Raw genomic sequence first — 14,876 nt, forward strand, 5'->3', positions numbered from 1 at the left:
GTTAGGGCGAAGCGAAGTAGTCGGCGGCGCCGACGAAGCCGCCGGCTTCGGGCACGACGCCAAGGACGCGTGAGGCGCCGCCGTCGAGCGGCATCTCTACGAGCTCCTTCGCGCTCCCGCCGTCGACGAACGACGTGTTGACGACGCCGAAGGCCTTGCCCTTGCCGTCGGCGGCGATGGCCGTAAGGCCATCGGGCAACGCGCCACCCAACGACGACGAGGTGACGGACCAGCGTCGCGCCGAGTAGAAGTCGAAGCCGAGGATCAGCTCATCGCTGCTCGATCGCACGATGGCGCTCGGGAAACCCTCGGCGTTCAAGTCGAGCACCTTGCTCACGGCGCCGGTCGTCAAGTCGATGGCGTCGACCTGGCGACGCTCGACGGGGCCCTTGCCGCCGTCGCCGAGCTGCGAGTTGCAGCCCCCGTGGACGACCAAGAGCCGATGGCGCGATGGATCGTGAACGAGCCCGCCGAAGATCGGATTGAACCCTTGAAGGGCGACACTAACGGCGCTGTTGCCAGCGTCACCACCGTCGGGCCCCGCGTCGGCCGGCGCCCCCGCGTCGGCGGCGAACGCCGTCTGGAAAGTGTCCGTCGTTGGATCGAGCACCACGAGCTTCGGCTTCTGCGTCGTGCAAATGGTGAAGTACCCCTTGGGGTCAACGTTGTTGAGATCGAGGTTCGCGAGCAAGACGTAGATCTTGCCGTCAACATAAGCCGCGGCGATGGGATCGACCGACGTATCGGTGTCCGTCGGGTCGAAGAACGGCGTCAGATCGACGGTCTTGATGGGCGCCGACGCATCCCCCTTGACGGTGTCGTCGATGACGGCGATCCGATTGCGGTTGAAGCGGAGCACGTACGCCTTCCCGGGCGTCGCGGGCACAATCGCCACCGGGTCGGCGTAGCTACTCCCACCGTCGGCCCTGTCGCTGAGCTTCACGTCCCAACTGGCGCGAGCCTTCCATGGTTCAAGCGGATCGAGCTCGACGACGCGATCGATCTGCTGCTGAAGCAGGAATGGGCGGCCCGTCGAGTCGATGGTCGTGAGACCTATAAAGCCGTCGTACCCGAGGCGGCCGGCGACGTTGCCGTCGTTGATGCGCATCGCCACGAGCTCGCTCGAGGTGGCTCCGTTGACGGACACCAAGACCCAGGGACTCTTCGCTTGCGCATCGCCGTTGGCGTCAGCGCCACCGTCGACGGCGCCGCCATCCGTGAGGCTCACGCTGCCGTCGGCCTTGGCCGCCGCGTCGACGACGGAGCCATCGGCAGCGGCGCCGCCGTCGGACTCCTTGAGCTCGAAATCCTCGCCTTCGTCGCAACCGGCCATGAAACCAAACACGCCCAACGACAGCGACGCGGTCGCTACCAAAATCAGCTTCATTTTTCGACTCCGGCCGCGCCCCACGCGCGGCTTTGGGTGTTCACTGCACCGCGCGTGCCCGGTCTCCGGACTCCCGGTTCATCCTCCCTCGAGCCCTTCCCAAGGTGCTCCCCCCGCTGGTTTGGCGCGGGTTCGGCTGCCGACGCGGGACATGTCCGCGGAGGCCCTCAGTGGCGTTGCTCGAGATTGTCCCCGGTTACCGTGGCGGGGGCCGTGCCGGAGTCACACCGGCTTCCCATCGACACGCGCGAGCGGCCAGCGTTACTCGATGCTTGCAGCAGTGTCCATGCCCACGACTCAAGCAAGCTTGGCCACGACAAAGTCGAGAATGCGGTCGGCGAGCGTGGCCTTTGGCATCTTGCCGAGCGGCTCATCTCCTTCCGCCGTGACGAAGATCGCCACGTTTTCGTCGGCCCCGAAGGCGTCGGCGGCGGCGTTCGCCACCACGAGATCGACCTTCTTCGCTGCGAGCTTCTTGCGCGCGTACGCCGCGACCTCGTCGGGCGCACCGGTCTCTACGGCGAAGCCCACGAGCACCGGAGTCTTTCGCGCTCGGCGTGCGCCCACTTCTGCGAGCAGGTCGGGGTTCTTCTGAAGCTCCAAGATGGCGTGGTCGTCTTCCTTCTTCAGCTTGCGGTCTGAGGGCACCCTCGGACGATAGTCGGCCACGGCCGCCGTCATCACGAGGGCGTCGGCGCCGTCGAGCGATGGACCAAGCGTCGCCGCCAGGGCGGCTTGCATGTCGAGCGCTCGACGCACATCGGTGCGACGCACGTCGGGCGGCGTCGTTAGATTGACCGGCCCCGCGATGAGCGTGACGACAGCGCCGCGGGCGGCCGCGCGGGCCGCCACGGCGAACCCCATTTTTCCGGTCGAACGATTTCCGAGGAAACGCACCGGGTCGAGATCCTCGACGGTGGGCCCGGCCGTCACGACGATCCGCTTGCCCGCGAGGTCACGCTTCGTCGGTGGCCCCAACGCCGCCGCCACGGCGGAGACGATGTCTTCCGGGGCAGCCATGCGCCCCATGCCGTGCTCGCCGCTCGCGACCTCACCCACGACGGGTCCCACGAGCCGCACGCGCCCCTGCTGCTCAAGGGCGCGCACGTTGAGCGCCGTCGCCGGGTGGTCCCACATGCGCGGATGCATCGCGGGCGCCACGACGACGGGCCCGCGCGCACAGAGCACGAGCGCGGCGACGAGGTCGTCGGCGCGTCCGTGAGCGAAACGCGACAGCGAGTCGGCCGTCGCCGGCGCGACGCAAACCACGTCGGCGCGCGAGGCGAGCGTGACATGCAGCTCGCCAGAAACGGCCTTGTCCCACATGTCGATGGCGGCTGCGTGGCCGGTGATCCCCGAGAGCGTCGTGGCCCCCAAGAACTCCGTCGCGGCTTTCGTCATCACGGGAAGCACCGTCGCGCCTGCCTTCACGAGGAGGCGGGCAACCTCGGCAGCCTTGTACGCCGCGATGCTGCCGGTCACGACGAGCGCCACGGTACGACCACGAAGCGAGTCCATCGCCCCGGAGCATACATTCCTTATCGATCAGAGGCTCCCGATCAGCGGCTGCCGAGCTCGACGTTGTAAGCGACAGTAGAGATCGTCTCGAACGGCAGCGACACGCCAAAGGCCGCGACCGGCGCCGGCGCCCGATTTTCCACGACGAGGTAGTAGTAGCCAGGATTGAGCGGGAAGCTGCGAACAGTCTCTCCCGGCGGCGCTTGCCCGTAGGTCAACGGCGGGCCCGGCGGTGGGCCGATGGGGCGCGCGGCCTCGTACGGCTGCCGCCATGCATCGCCGAGGGCCTTGTCCACGAGGAAGAAGTCGGCTGGCGCCCCGGCGACTCGCAAGCGCACCGTCATCGAGGCGTCCTTCTGGGCCACCTCGAAGGGGCCCAGGTAGTCGCGCGATGAGGCGCGCAGCTCGGTCTGATCGCTGGCAAGCACGACACGATCCTTACCGCTCGAGAAGAATCGCTTCGGACGCTCCGGCGGCTCCAGGTGTCCCATCGTGAAGTCGTCGCCGTCGTCGAGCCTGACGACGGTGAAGCCGCGGGCGAGCTCGCCTTCTACGATGCCGCGACCCAGCAGTGTGGCGAGGTCGCCGAGCGGCGTCTGCGTGGCCAGGTTGACGACGGCATTCTCGACGCCCAAGAGGCGGAGGTCCGGCGGCGCCGCGAGCCGTCGGAAGCGACCCCAAACGTAAGTCGCGTCGCTCTCGAGACGGAAGTCCATCGAGTACTCGACGCTGAGGCCCGCATAGAAGCCCACGCGACGCGTCACCGGCAAGACGGCGTAGCCGCTGCCGGTCACGTCGACCACGATGGTGCGCTCGGCGTCGTTGACGCGCACGCCGCACTGCGCCGGAAAGAAGCGACCGACGGCGTTGGGTCCGACGATGGCGAGCTTTAGCGGCACGCCGCGCTTCTGCATCTCAGGGCAGACGCGCTGAGCCCCAAAGTTCGAAAAGAGCCACCACCTCAGCGAGTCGCTCGAGTTCACCGTTCCCCGGGCGCACAAGCACCCCGACAACGTCACGGCGAGGACGAGCGCGACCAGCGCCATGGAGGCTCGCGTGGCTCTCGTCGTTCTCATACGTTGAAGCGGAAGTGGACCACGTCGCCGTCGCGCATGACGTAGTCCTTGCCCTCGATGCCGATCTTGCCTGCATCGCGGCACTTGGCTTCGCCGCCGAGCTTGACGAAGTCCTCCCACCAAATGACCTCCGCCTTAATGAAGCCCTTCTCGAAGTCGGTGTGAATCACGCCAGCCGCTTCCGGCGCCTTGGCGCCGATGCGCGTCGTCCAGGCGCGCACCTCCACTTTGCCAGCGGTGAAGAACGTCTGCAGCTTTAGGATCTCGTAGCCGGCTCGAATGACCGCATGCAGCCCCGGCTCCTTGAGACCGGCGCTCTCCAAGAACTCGGGCCGGTCCTGCGGCTCGAGCTGGGCGATCTGCTCCTCAAGGGCCGCGCAGACCGGCACGAGGGGCGCACCCTCGGCGTCGGCGTGTTTCTTGAGGGCCATGAAGTGAGCGTTCTTCTCGAGGTTGGCCAGCGACCCCTCGTCGACGTTGGCGACGTAGAAGCTCGGCTTGAACGTGAGGAGGTGCATCTCCTTGACGATGGCCAAGGCGTCGACGTTGTCGGGGAGCTTGAAGGTCCGTGCCGGTGTGCCCGCGTCGAGGTGCTTCACGAGCATGTCGCAAACCTCGAAGGCGAGCTTCTCCTTGGCGTCGCCGCCCTTCGAAGACTTCCGAGCTCGGTCGAGGCGCTTGTTGACGGTCTCGAGATCCTTGAGGCACAGCTCCATCGTCACGGTGGCGATGTCGCCGACCGGATCGACGCGGTTCTCGACGTGAACGATGTTCGAGTCTTCGAAGCAGCGCGCGACCTGCACGATCGCGTCGACCTCACGAATGTGTGAGAGGAACTGATTGCCGAGCCCCTCTCCCTTGTGGGCGCCGCGCACCAGCCCAGCGATGTCGACGAACTGAATCGACGTCGGGACGATCTTGTCGGCGTGCACAACGGTGTCGAGGGCCTGGAGGCGCGAATCCGGGACGATGACGACGCCGACGTTCGGCTCGATGGTGCAAAACGGGTAGTTGGCCGCCTCGGCCTTGGCCGACGAGAGCGAGTTGAAGAGTGTGGATTTTCCCACGTTGGGGAGGCCGACGATGCCGACGGAGAGGCCCATGGAGCGTTGCTTTCAGGGAGTCGATGAGGTGTTCGGGAAAGTGGGCCCCGCGGTGCCAAGCCCGTCTTTTCGTTACTTTGGCGGGGGCCGCGAAGCAAGCGGGCGAGGGAGCCCTCGCCGCGTGCGCCCGTTAGGGGCCGACGCTAGCCGTCCCGCCCCGTGGCACGGGGCATCCGCCACACTAGCCACGCATCGCGAGCAAGCGCTGACCGAGGACCGCGCCGACCGCAACACTCACGAAGAGCGCCGTCACGTGCCCCGCGAGCATGTGCACGGGGTCGACGTGGCTGCACACGAAGCACATCGCGAGCCCAGCGGCGGCGCCCGCGAAAGCCCCCAACGCGGCGCCCCGCGACGTCGGCGCCACCGGCTCAGCGCCGCGCTCCGTCGCCAAGAATGCCGCCATCGGGCCCACGGCGACGACCAAGCTGATGCCGAAGCAAGCGACGTGATGCCCTTCACCGGCGTCGGTCAGGCCCCGGAGCTGCGTGACGACCGCCGCCGCAACCGTCACGACGAGCCCAAGGGCGAGCCCAACGGCGGTGCTCACGGCGCGCGGCGCGCCGGTCGTTCGGCCGGGGAATCGAAACAGCACGACGTAGCTCACGAGGAGGCCCAGAGCCCACACAGTCGTAAGGGCGAGGCCGGCAGCCAGCTCGGCTCCATGTCCCATCACGAGGGCGATGAGCGCTGCCCAAGACAGGGTCACCGCGCCGGCCACCGCGCGCCGCCTAGCGAGCTCACGACGCGTTGGCGAGGATCGTTCTCGCGCCGCCGAAAGGACACGGTCTCGGAGTGCAGAGGTCGGGTCGCTCATTTCACACCTTCCGCAGCGAGGACCTCACGCAGCCGCTCGTACGCCCGATGCGCACGAAGCTTGGTGGCAGCAACGGAGATGCCCAGAACATCGGCCGCCTGGGCCATCGAGAGGCCTTCCTCGCGCACGAGCAGGAAGGCCTCGCGCAAGATCGGCTGCATCGCCTCGAGTTCGGCGCGAGCTACGGCCGAAAGCTCGATGGCTGCGAAGACCGCCTCCGCGTCGGGCGTTGGGCTCGGCGGCGCGTGACCGTCAGCTTCGAGGTCACCAGAGGGAACGAAGCGGTTGGCCTTGCGCGCATGGTCGAGAAAGATGCGCCGCGCGATGGCATAGGCCCAAGGCACGACGTCGGCGTCGTGGCGGAAACGCGACCGCGCGTCGTGCATTCGGAGGAACGTCTGCTGAAGCATGTCTTCCGCATCGGCAGACCTCCGCGCGAGCCGATGCAGGTACGCAAAGAGCCGTGAAGCGAGGCCATCGTAGACCGCCGCGAAGGCCGCGTCGTCGCCCGCCGCGTAGCGCGACATCGCTCGGCTTACGGGATCGGCGACGGTCACGGGCGCCCAACCTACACGGTGCGACGCGGTCCACGCCAGCAAGGGTGCGCCGGAAGGTGCCCCAGACGACACGCGGGAGGAGAGGGAGGCGAGCACGCTTGGGTCCTACGCACCACGGGACCCCCAGTTACGTAGGCACGGCCCCTTTTGCCGCCCCGGCCCGCGCAAGTCCACTTTGGCCCCTAGGGCACAGCAGCCGCGCGGCTCTATGCTCGCGAATCCATGAGCAAGAAGAAGGAAGCCTTCGACTACGTCTACTACGGCACGGCGTGTGACACGGCGGAGCTGGAGCGCTTCCTCGCCCACACGATGACCGTGAACGACAAGCTCGAGGCCGACGGTCGCCGCAAGACGCCGGTCTGCATTTGGGGTCGCCATGGGATCGGCAAGACCGAAGTTGTCGAGAGCCTCGCCCGCTCGCGCGGAGCCGAGTTTGTCGCCATCGCACCGGCTCAGTTCGAAGAGATGGGCGACCTCATGGGCATGCCCGTCGTCGTGGACGACGGCAAGGCTACGCGCATGGCGCCGCCCGAGTGGGTGCCACGTCGCGAAGGGCCCGGGGTGCTCCTCATCGACGACGTAAACCGCGCCGACGACCGCATCCTCCGCGGCCTCATGCAGCTCCTTCAAAATCACGAGCTGGCCGGGTGGAAACTGCCCTCGGGCTGGCAGATCGTGCTCACCGCCAACCCCGACGGTGGCGACTACTCGGTGACGCCGATGGACGACGCGATGCTCACGCGCATGCTCCACGTCACGCTCCGCTTCGACGTGAAGCGCTGGGCCGCTTGGGCTGAACGAACCGGTGTCGATCCGCGCGGGATCGCCTTCGTCCTCACGTACCCGGAGACGGTGACCGGCGAGCGAACCACGCCGCGCACCCTCGTTCAGTTCTTCGATCGCATCGCGGGCATCGCTGACCTGAAGAAGGAGGTCGACCTCGTCACCATCCTCGGTGAATCGTGCCTCGACAAAGCGACCGTTTCGACGTTCATCGCCTTCGTAAACCAGAACCTCGAAGACCTCGTGTCACCGGAGGACATTCTCGGAGCGAAGAAGCTCGAGACCGTCGCCGCCCGCCTCGGGCGGCTCGTCGACCGAGACGTCAAGCGCGTCGACATGCTCGCCGCCATCTGCACGCGCTTGGTCAACCACCTCACGCTCAGGAAGGGCGCGCTCCCCGACAAAGAGCTCCAAAATCTCCGCGATTTCGTCAAGCTTCCGATGCTCCCCGAAGACATGCGCCTCGCCCTCGCGCAGGATCTGAGCCTCCTCGACGCCAAGAAGGGCATCGCCAAGATCATGGGCGACCCGGACGTCGCGAAGCTGCTCCTCCGCTTGGCCTCGTCGAAGTAGCGATGGACGCCGACGCGATCCGCAAGAACGTCGACGATCTCTCGCGAGAGCTCCTCATCGGCGAACCCTATTTCGGTCACCTCTTGGTCGGCACCTTGCGGCTCGCCGTGGCCGGCGATTTTGCCGCGAGGCTCTCGCCGTCGGCGCACCTCGCACGCATCGAGGTCGGCGCGGCGCGCTGGCAGACGCTCTCTCCGGCAGCGCGCAAGGCGGCGCTGAAGCACGAGCTGCTCCACCTGACGCTCAAGCACCCGCTCCGGGCGCGGAGCTTCGCGCTCCTAGAGCTCTACGGCCTCGCCTGCGACCTCGTCGTCAACCAGTACATCGACACGACCCACCTCGAAGGCGCCTTTACGCTCGCGATGTTTCCCGGCCTTCTGCCCAACCAAACGGCGGATCATTACTACGCGGCGCTCTTGCCGCTTTACGAACGCTGCGCGTGCGACGGCGGAGCGTGCTCCGGCGAGGCTGGCGACGGCGACGGTCGCGGTGACGCCTCCTCACCGGAACGCGCATTGCGCGATTTCTTGCGCGATTCGGAGGCGTGCCGCTCTCACGGGTCGTGGCGCGCCTTTCGCCAACCTGCCGTCCCCTGCCCTCTCGGTCCTCGACGCCAACGTCGACGCCCTCGTGGAGGCGACCGTCAAGCGGGCGCGGTGCCGCAATTGGGGCCGCATGCCGGGGTCGTTTCAAGAACTCTTGGAGCACCTCATCGACAAGCGCAGCGAGGTCCCCTGGCGCCGCGTCCTAAGGCTCTTCGGCGCGTCGAGCGAGCGCACGTACCTCAAGAACACGATCTCGCGCGCCTCCAAGCGCTACGGCACCTGTCCCGGCATTCGCGTCAAGCGGCGGACCAAGCTCGTCGTGGCCGTCGACACCTCGGGGAGCGTGCCGGCGGAAGACATTGCGGTCTTCTTCTCAGAGATCCACGCGATGTGGCGGCGCGGCGCCTCGGTGACGATCCTCGAGGCCGACGCCACCGTGACCCGCGAGTACGAGTACCGCGGCACGCCGCCCAAGGCCGCCACGGGGCGCGGCGGAACCGCCTTTGATCCGGCCATCGCGCGCGCCAACGCGCTTCGGCCCGACGCGCTCATCTACTTCACCGACGGCCACGCTCCCGAGCCGACGACGAGAACACGTATGCCCATGCTCTGGGTGCTGACGCGCGACGGGCACGACGTTCTTGAGGCGACGCACTTGCCGGGCCGGCGCGTCAAGCTCTCACGAACCGCGGGCGCCTAACCCACCACCAGGAATGATCATGGGGACACACTCGGAGACCGACGAAAACCCGTTCCGAAGCCTTGCGTCGCTCCGCGCTGCGATGGCCACCACGGGCCATGGCGCGCTCGAAGGCTTCGACTCGTCGGTCAAGGCCCACGGCGAGACGTGGCTCGCGCTCACGGCCGACGAGCGGCGCTCCCTCTTGAACGCTTGCCCTCATCGCAATCGGGCCCCGTCCTATTCACTCGGGGCGGGCCCGTCGATCAAGGGGCCGCTGTCGGGGCTCGTTCACGTCGTCGCCGTGGAGTGGATGCAGCGTGGTCGACCGGCCGATGCCGCGATCCTCTTTGACGATCTGCTGGAGTTCTCCGACCTCCCGAAGGAGGTCTATTGCAACGCGCTCTGGGTCATCCAGAACGACAACAGCAAGCTTGGCACGCAGCCGGAGCGCGCGGCGCGCTACCTCGAGGCGTGCCTCCCCCACGGGCCGCGGAACCCGGCCATCTATTTCAACGCCGCGTGCGTGCTCTTCGAGCTTGGCGACCACGAGGGTGCGCTCTCGCAGATCGAGAACGCGAAGGCGCACAACTACGACAACCTCGAGAACGTCCGCGACGAGAAGCTACTGGCGCCGCTCCGGAGCCATCCGCGCTTCGAAGCGGTCTTCGCGCACATGGATCCGCCCGAGTGGGACGACCTCGACGCAGCGTTGGCCACGCCGGATCAAGTCAAGAACCTCGAAGTCCGCGGCGTGAAGACCTTTCCCGAGGGGATCCGCACGCTCAAGAACCTCGAGGTCCTCGACATCCACTTCTCACAGTTCAAGGAAGTGCCCGTATGGGTCACCGAGCTCACGAAGCTCCGCAAGCTCAAGGTGAACTGGAACGCCTCGATGAAGGTCTTGCCAGATGAAATCCTGGCGATGCCGTCGTTGCGCGAGCTCTCGTTTTACGACAGCGGCCTCGGCAAGAAGTACCAAATGGCGCAGGTGAACAGTCTCCTCGGTGGCTTCGCGAAGGCGAAGCCGGATCACGCAACGAGGATGCTGCACATCGCGCTTCTCTTGCAGAACGAGAAGGTCGCCCTCGCGCGGGCCGCCGAAGGCATCGGCCCGCTCGTGTCGGCGCTCGACAGCAACGTCGGACAGGTGAGGAGTTTCGCGCTGCGGCTCCTCGCGAAGAGGCTCGGCGCTGTCACCGTTCCGCTGCGCGAGGGCGCCAGCGTCGTTGTCCTCGGCAAGCTCCTCATGGACCGTGCGGTCCTCTCAGAGCGGCTCGCACGACGCGGCATGGCGCTGGCCCGGAACGTGTCCCCTGAAACCGTGGCCGTGATCGTCGGGGAGCAGGCCAAAGGGAAGGCCGACGGCTTGGTCGGGGGCACGGTCATGCTCGCCCTCGAGGAGCACTTGCGCGACGCCCTCGACGCCGTCGATCCGGGACACCTCGCGGCCGACAACCCGCGGCCAAAGGCTGCGACCAAAGGAAAGCGAGGCGAAGCCGGCAGCGCCGCGCCGGCCCCTCGCGGCGAGTCTGCCGCGAAGCTCGGCGAGCTCTTGATGTCGAAGGACGCTGCCACCGTGCAGGTCGCCCTCGAGATGATGAAACGCGGCGGCGTGCCGGCGGGCGTCTTGGAGGAGCTTTTCCTCGCGATGCAGAACACGGAGCTCGAGAAGAAGGCGCGCGACGGCGCCAAGAAGCTTTTCTTGCAGTATGCACCGAACCACGTCCAAGACGCCGTGAAGAAGATCTTCGCTCGCACGAGCATCTACCTGTCCGGCGAAACCAAGGTGCGGTCGCGAATCAAGTCGCTGGCGCGCCAGGCGAAGGGTGACATCGATCCCGTCAAGCTGGCGCTCCTCCTCTTGCCCAGCCGGCGCGGCTTCTCCTACCTGTTCGAGGCCGCGAAGAAGGACGAGACGTTGGCCGCACGGGCCCTCGAGGCGCTGCGCAGCGGCGCGTCGCTTGACCTCTCGTCGAGCGAGCTAGACGAGTTGCCCGCCGCGCTCACCACCTTGAAGGGCCTGTCGACGCTGGACCTCACCGGCTGCCACCTGTCCGAAATCTCGCCGACCCTGCTTTCCATGACCGCCCTCGTCACGTTGGACCTGACGCGCAACCGCCTCACGACAGTCCCCGAGGCCATCGCGCAGCTCACGAACCTTCGTTCGCTCGCCGTCGGTTCGAATTTTCTCCGCGAGTTTCCCGTCGCGCTCTTTCGCATGACGACGCTGACGTCGCTCGACGTCTCGACGGAGCGCTACGACCCCGTGCGTTCGCTTCCGTTTTCGTCGATCCCCGAGGGGCTCGGGAGGCTCACGGCGCTCAAGGAGCTAAACCTCAGCGCCCATCACCTGGCCACGTTGCCCGACGACCTCCGAACGCTGACGAAGCTCGAGAAGCTCGACCTCTCCAGCGGCAAGGTGGGCTCGCTTCCCGAGTGGCTGGCGGAGCTGCCGGCGCTACGCGTGCTCGATCTTGAATACGCCGAGCTGGGCGACGCCGAGCGCATCAAGGCGGTGGCGAGCAACCTCAAGGCGAAGGGCGTCCGCGTGAAGGGCCTCAAGTAGCGGAGCGCGCACTCAGACGTCGACAGGGCCCCCGAAGGCGCCAAAGAACCGCGCGATCCACAGCACGACGAGCGCGGCGAGGATGGCCGTGAACACACGCTGCACGACGGGACTTCGATCGAGGCCCGCGGTGCGGCCACGCCAGACGTAGCTCCCCATCTCGATCGCCGCGAAGAGGGCGAGCGCCGGAAAGACGACGAACCAGAGCGGGTGAAACTGCGTTGCCGCGTGGAAGTCGAGGTGCGCCGCCGCACGAGCCGCGCGGGTAAGACCGCACGATGGGCACGGCACACCGAGGAAAAATCGGATTGGGCACGGGGACGGAAGGAACCAGAGCACGAGCACTGCGACGGCGGCGAGGGCGAGCGGTGCCGCGAGACGACGTGTGACGTTGGGTGCCGGCGGCTCCATCAAGCGCTCATCATGACCCACAAAAGAAGAGCGGCCGCCGGTCTCAGACCAAGCGGCCGCACCACGCGCTAGCGCGCGGCTTTCACATCGGGCTTTCCCAGACCTTGTTGAGCTCCTGCTGCATCAAGATCACGTTGTAGTAGGGCACGATGTACATGATGCCCTTGTTCTCCGGGTTAGGGAGACCGGCCCGCATCTGCATCTCTTGGATCAGCGCGCCGCACTTCACGATCTGCCAGTACATCGCGTAGATGCCGCACGTCACGGTGCTAAGGAGCATGATCTTGACCCAGCTCGGCTCTTCGCGACCGAGGTAGGCCGACATCTCGTTGGCCACGGAGATGAACCAGATCATCTGGTAGATGCCGCACGTGACGATGCCGATGAGCAAGACGTTGATGGGGTTGCGGACTTGACCCTTGGGCCCGTGTTGGCCCGGAGCACCGCCACCACCGCCGCCGCCCATCATGGGGCCGCCACCGGCGGGAACCATCGGGCCGCCCGGCCCGCCGGGATAACCCGGTTGTGCGCCCGGAGCCGCTCCGTACGGCTGCTGATACGGCTGGCCCGGCTGCTGGCCCGGTTGGTTGTAGGCGCCCTGGGGCCCGAGCGCTTGGTTGATGCCCTGGTTGATGGCATCGGTCGCTTGATTGAACCCTTGGTTGACCTGCTGGCCAAAGTCCGGCTGCCCTTGCGGTGCACCGTATCCGCCGGGAGCGCCTGGCGGAGCGCCGTACCCGCCCGCCTGTCCCGGCGGCGGCCCATAACCTTGCTGCGGCGGCGCGCCGAAGCCTTGCTGCGGCGGCGCCCCGTAGGCGCCCATGTTGGGATCTTGTGGCGGCGCGCCGTAGCCACCGGGCGCGCCGGGCGGCGGTGAGCCGAAGCCATCGGGCGCGACCATGGTGCCGCCGAGCGGGTTCACGCCCTGCGCGGAGCCAAAGGCCGCGTGTTCGGGTGCCACGGGCGGCGGCGCCGCGGGAGGCGGTCCGAAGGCAGCCGGCGGAGGGAAGCCCGGATCGGCCGGCGGCGGGCCCATGGGAGCGGACCCTGGCATCGGCGGAGCGACGCCCACCATCGTGCCTTTGAGCTTGCTCGGCATCGGAGCCGGCGCGGCAGCAGGCGCTGGTGCGCCAGGCGGCGGAGCCGCGTGCGGCGACTGCTGCATGAGCATCGTTCCCTTGAACTTCGGGGCGGCGGCGCCCTTCAAGTTGAAGGAGCACTTGGTGCAGGTCTGCGCCGTTTCGGGGTTTTGGGTGCCGCAGTTGGGGCAGAACACGTTAGGAGATCCTCCGTCGGGCCGGCAGTCGCCAGCCGGTCCAGCTTTCGCGGCGGAGCATACTTGGCACTCGCCTGCGCACTCAAGCCATTCCTTGAGTGCCCCGTCCTTGAAGCGCCGTTCCCTGAGGCCGTCGAGATCGCGTCATCCCGCGCGCGCGACGCGACCTACTTGGCGAGTTCGATGTCCACGCGGCGGTCGAGGCGCCAGGTGTCTTCGTCGGTGCCCTTGGCGTCGAGCTCGCCGCGCGACGTCTGAAGCAAGCGCGCATCCCCGATCCCGAGGGACGTCATGTATTGCTTCACGTTGGATGAGCGCTTCGCACCGAGCGCCATGTTGTACTCCTGCTCGCCGCGGGGGTCCGCTCGTCCCACGAGACGGACCGATCGCCCCTTGAGCGGTCCGTCGGTCATGCACTTGGCGAGCGCCTGGAGCGTCGTTCGATCGTCACCGACCACGTCGGAGGTATCGAAATCGAAGCGCGGCGCGTCTTTGGGCTCGGGCAGGGAGCACAGGCGTCGAATTTCGTCGGAGACGTTCACCGGGCGCTTCGGCGCGGAGGACGCCGCCGGCGGGGCCGCAACGACGGGCTTTTCCGTCGCGGCAGGCGCCACGGGAGCCACCGGCGCTGGCGGCGGCTCGCTCCCGCAACCCACGCTGAACGCGAAGCCGAACGCGAACGCAAACGCAAACGGCGGCGCTGCAAGGACGACGAGGAAACGTTGGCGCATGGGGGCTCCTTTGGACAGTGCCCACCTCGCGCCCCGCCCCGCTCCTTGGGAGCGGTGGCGATGACGGAACCGGACGACGCCGAACCTACCCGGGCCCCCGCCTCCGCTCAAGCCCTTGCGGACTCCAGGTCGGCGCCGCGCACCCCACGAGAACGGGCACAGGGCAACCCCGATCGACCTCGAGACCGCTGTTCCGGGTTTCGCGGCCGCCCCAAGCGGGGACTCCTTGACACCTTATCGGGCTCGCCACTAGTTTCGCCGCGCCTCGCGGAAAACCTTCGGCCTGGCGAAGAGTTTCAAGCGGTCGATAGCAGCATCGTCGGCCTCGCCCGAGGGGCAACTTCAACCTCCCCGCGCGCCTATCGGTCCCATGCCCTTCGCCCTCACCGCGGAACGCGAGCGCGAGCTCGACGACATCCTCAGCCGCTATCCGAACCGGATGGCCGCGTGCATTCCGGTCCTGCACGTCTGCCAAGAGCAGAACGGGCACATCAACGACGAGGTCGTCGACTTCGTCTCCAAGCGGCTCGACCTCCCGCCGGCGCACGTGAAGGGGGTCGTCACCTTCTACACGCTGTTCAACCAGAAGCCCGTCGGCAAGCACCAAGTCTGGGTGTGCCGCACGTTGCCCTGCGCGCTCCGCGGCGGCCTCGACGTCCTGCATCACTGCGAGAAGAAGCTCGGCATTCATGCCGGCGAGACCACGCCCGACGGCAAAGTCACGCTGCGCTCCGCCGAGTGCCTCGCGAGCTGCGGCACGGCGCCCATGATGCAGGTCGACAAGGACTACTTCGAGAATCTCACGATGGATAAGGTCGACGAGATCTTGCGGAAGCTTCAGGCGTGAGGCG

The 14,876-nt window shown here is 67.3% G+C and carries 13 protein-coding genes and 1 riboswitch; of the genes, 4 read left to right on the forward strand and 9 right to left on the reverse strand.

Annotated features, from left to right (window positions below):
• Window position 1: 1 nt before the first annotated feature.
• The 6 genes from IPG50_05705 to IPG50_05730 all read right to left on the reverse strand — a co-directional run bounded on the left by IPG50_05705 (window position 2) and on the right by IPG50_05730 (window position 6,458).
• Window positions 2-1,387: a hypothetical protein gene (locus IPG50_05705; GenBank protein ID MBK6691687.1), complete on the reverse strand. Its 1,386-nt coding sequence runs from the start codon at window positions 1,385-1,387 to the stop codon at window positions 2-4.
• Between the two features lie 59 nt (window positions 1,388-1,446).
• A riboswitch (cobalamin riboswitch) is annotated at window positions 1,447-1,626 on the reverse strand.
• Window positions 1,627-1,684: 58 nt separating this feature from the next.
• On the reverse strand, window positions 1,685-2,905 hold the full coding sequence (gene coaBC / locus IPG50_05710) for a bifunctional phosphopantothenoylcysteine decarboxylase/phosphopantothenate--cysteine ligase CoaBC (GenBank protein ID MBK6691688.1): 1,221 nt from the start codon (window positions 2,903-2,905) through the stop codon (window positions 1,685-1,687).
• 41 nt (window positions 2,906-2,946) lie between these two features.
• Complete coding sequence (locus IPG50_05715) at window positions 2,947-3,951, reverse strand: hypothetical protein (GenBank protein ID MBK6691689.1); 1,005 nt, start codon at window positions 3,949-3,951, stop codon at window positions 2,947-2,949.
• Between the two features lie 26 nt (window positions 3,952-3,977).
• Window positions 3,978-5,084 carry a redox-regulated ATPase YchF gene (gene ychF / locus IPG50_05720; protein MBK6691690.1) on the reverse strand — a complete coding sequence of 369 codons (1,107 nt, stop codon included), beginning with the start codon at window positions 5,082-5,084 and terminating at the stop codon, window positions 3,978-3,980.
• 181 nt (window positions 5,085-5,265) lie between these two features.
• Window positions 5,266-5,805 (reverse strand): DUF1109 family protein, encoded by a 540-nt coding sequence (locus tag IPG50_05725; protein MBK6691691.1) that lies wholly within the window; start codon window positions 5,803-5,805, stop codon window positions 5,266-5,268.
• Between the two features lie 92 nt (window positions 5,806-5,897).
• A complete protein-coding gene (locus tag IPG50_05730) occupies window positions 5,898-6,458 on the reverse strand; it encodes an RNA polymerase sigma factor (GenBank protein ID MBK6691692.1) in 561 nt (186 codons plus the stop codon).
• Window positions 6,459-6,680: 222 nt separating this feature from the next.
• On the opposite strand from IPG50_05730, the gene IPG50_05735 reads away from it, so the two are divergent.
• The 3 genes from IPG50_05735 to IPG50_05745 all read left to right on the forward strand — a co-directional run bounded on the left by IPG50_05735 (window position 6,681) and on the right by IPG50_05745 (window position 11,607).
• Window positions 6,681-7,814: an AAA family ATPase gene (locus IPG50_05735; GenBank protein ID MBK6691693.1), complete on the forward strand. Its 1,134-nt coding sequence runs from the start codon at window positions 6,681-6,683 to the stop codon at window positions 7,812-7,814.
• A gap of 2 nt (window positions 7,815-7,816) precedes the next feature.
• The gene (locus tag IPG50_05740; GenBank protein ID MBK6691694.1) at window positions 7,817-8,866 is read left to right on the forward strand and encodes a hypothetical protein; all 1,050 of its coding nucleotides are present in this window, start codon (window positions 7,817-7,819) and stop codon (window positions 8,864-8,866) included.
• Between the two features lie 212 nt (window positions 8,867-9,078).
• Complete coding sequence (locus IPG50_05745) at window positions 9,079-11,607, forward strand: leucine-rich repeat domain-containing protein (GenBank protein MBK6691695.1); 2,529 nt, start codon at window positions 9,079-9,081, stop codon at window positions 11,605-11,607.
• A gap of 12 nt (window positions 11,608-11,619) precedes the next feature.
• Here the strand turns inward: IPG50_05745 and IPG50_05750 are convergent, their stop codons facing one another.
• The 3 genes from IPG50_05750 to IPG50_05760 form a co-directional block, all read right to left on the reverse strand.
• Window positions 11,620-12,018: a DUF2752 domain-containing protein gene (locus tag IPG50_05750; GenBank protein ID MBK6691696.1), complete on the reverse strand. Its 399-nt coding sequence runs from the start codon at window positions 12,016-12,018 to the stop codon at window positions 11,620-11,622.
• Between the two features lie 82 nt (window positions 12,019-12,100).
• Entirely contained in the window at window positions 12,101-13,294 is a 1,194-nt protein-coding gene (locus tag IPG50_05755; protein MBK6691697.1) for a DUF4234 domain-containing protein, read from the reverse strand.
• A gap of 167 nt (window positions 13,295-13,461) precedes the next feature.
• Entirely contained in the window at window positions 13,462-14,025 is a 564-nt protein-coding gene (locus IPG50_05760) for an OmpA family protein (GenBank protein ID MBK6691698.1), read from the reverse strand.
• A 370-nt stretch (window positions 14,026-14,395) separates the two neighbouring features.
• Between IPG50_05760 and IPG50_05765 the strand changes: the two genes are divergently transcribed.
• Window positions 14,396-14,872, forward strand: coding sequence for an NAD(P)H-dependent oxidoreductase subunit E (locus IPG50_05765; protein ID MBK6691699.1), 477 nt, complete (start codon window positions 14,396-14,398; stop codon window positions 14,870-14,872).
• The last annotated feature ends 4 nt before the right edge of the window (window positions 14,873-14,876 follow it).

It is taken from the genome of Myxococcales bacterium (assembly GCA_016703425.1).
In the GTDB taxonomy this organism is placed as follows: Bacteria; Myxococcota_A; Polyangia; order Polyangiales; family Polyangiaceae; genus JADJCA01.

What these genes read in the sequence shown, in the direction of transcription:
- IPG50_05745 (MBK6691695.1), top strand. Translation starts at nt 9,079, where the DNA reads ATGGGGACACACTCGGAGACCGACGAAAACCCGTTCCGAAGCCTTGCG.
- IPG50_05740 (MBK6691694.1), top strand. Translation starts at nt 7,817, where the DNA reads ATGGACGCCGACGCGATCCGCAAGAACGTCGACGATCTCTCGCGAGAG.
- IPG50_05750 (MBK6691696.1), bottom strand. Translation starts at nt 12,018, where the DNA reads ATGGAGCCGCCGGCACCCAACGTCACACGTCGTCTCGCGGCACCGCTC.
- IPG50_05735 (MBK6691693.1), top strand. Translation starts at nt 6,681, where the DNA reads ATGAGCAAGAAGAAGGAAGCCTTCGACTACGTCTACTACGGCACGGCG.
- coaBC (MBK6691688.1), bottom strand. Translation starts at nt 2,905, where the DNA reads ATGGACTCGCTTCGTGGTCGTACCGTGGCGCTCGTCGTGACCGGCAGC.
- IPG50_05715 (MBK6691689.1), bottom strand. Translation starts at nt 3,951, where the DNA reads ATGGCGCTGGTCGCGCTCGTCCTCGCCGTGACGTTGTCGGGGTGCTTG.
- ychF (MBK6691690.1), bottom strand. Translation starts at nt 5,084, where the DNA reads ATGGGCCTCTCCGTCGGCATCGTCGGCCTCCCCAACGTGGGAAAATCC.
- IPG50_05760 (MBK6691698.1), bottom strand. Translation starts at nt 14,025, where the DNA reads ATGCGCCAACGTTTCCTCGTCGTCCTTGCAGCGCCGCCGTTTGCGTTT.
- IPG50_05765 (MBK6691699.1), top strand. Translation starts at nt 14,396, where the DNA reads ATGCCCTTCGCCCTCACCGCGGAACGCGAGCGCGAGCTCGACGACATC.
- IPG50_05705 (MBK6691687.1), bottom strand. Translation starts at nt 1,387, where the DNA reads ATGAAGCTGATTTTGGTAGCGACCGCGTCGCTGTCGTTGGGCGTGTTT.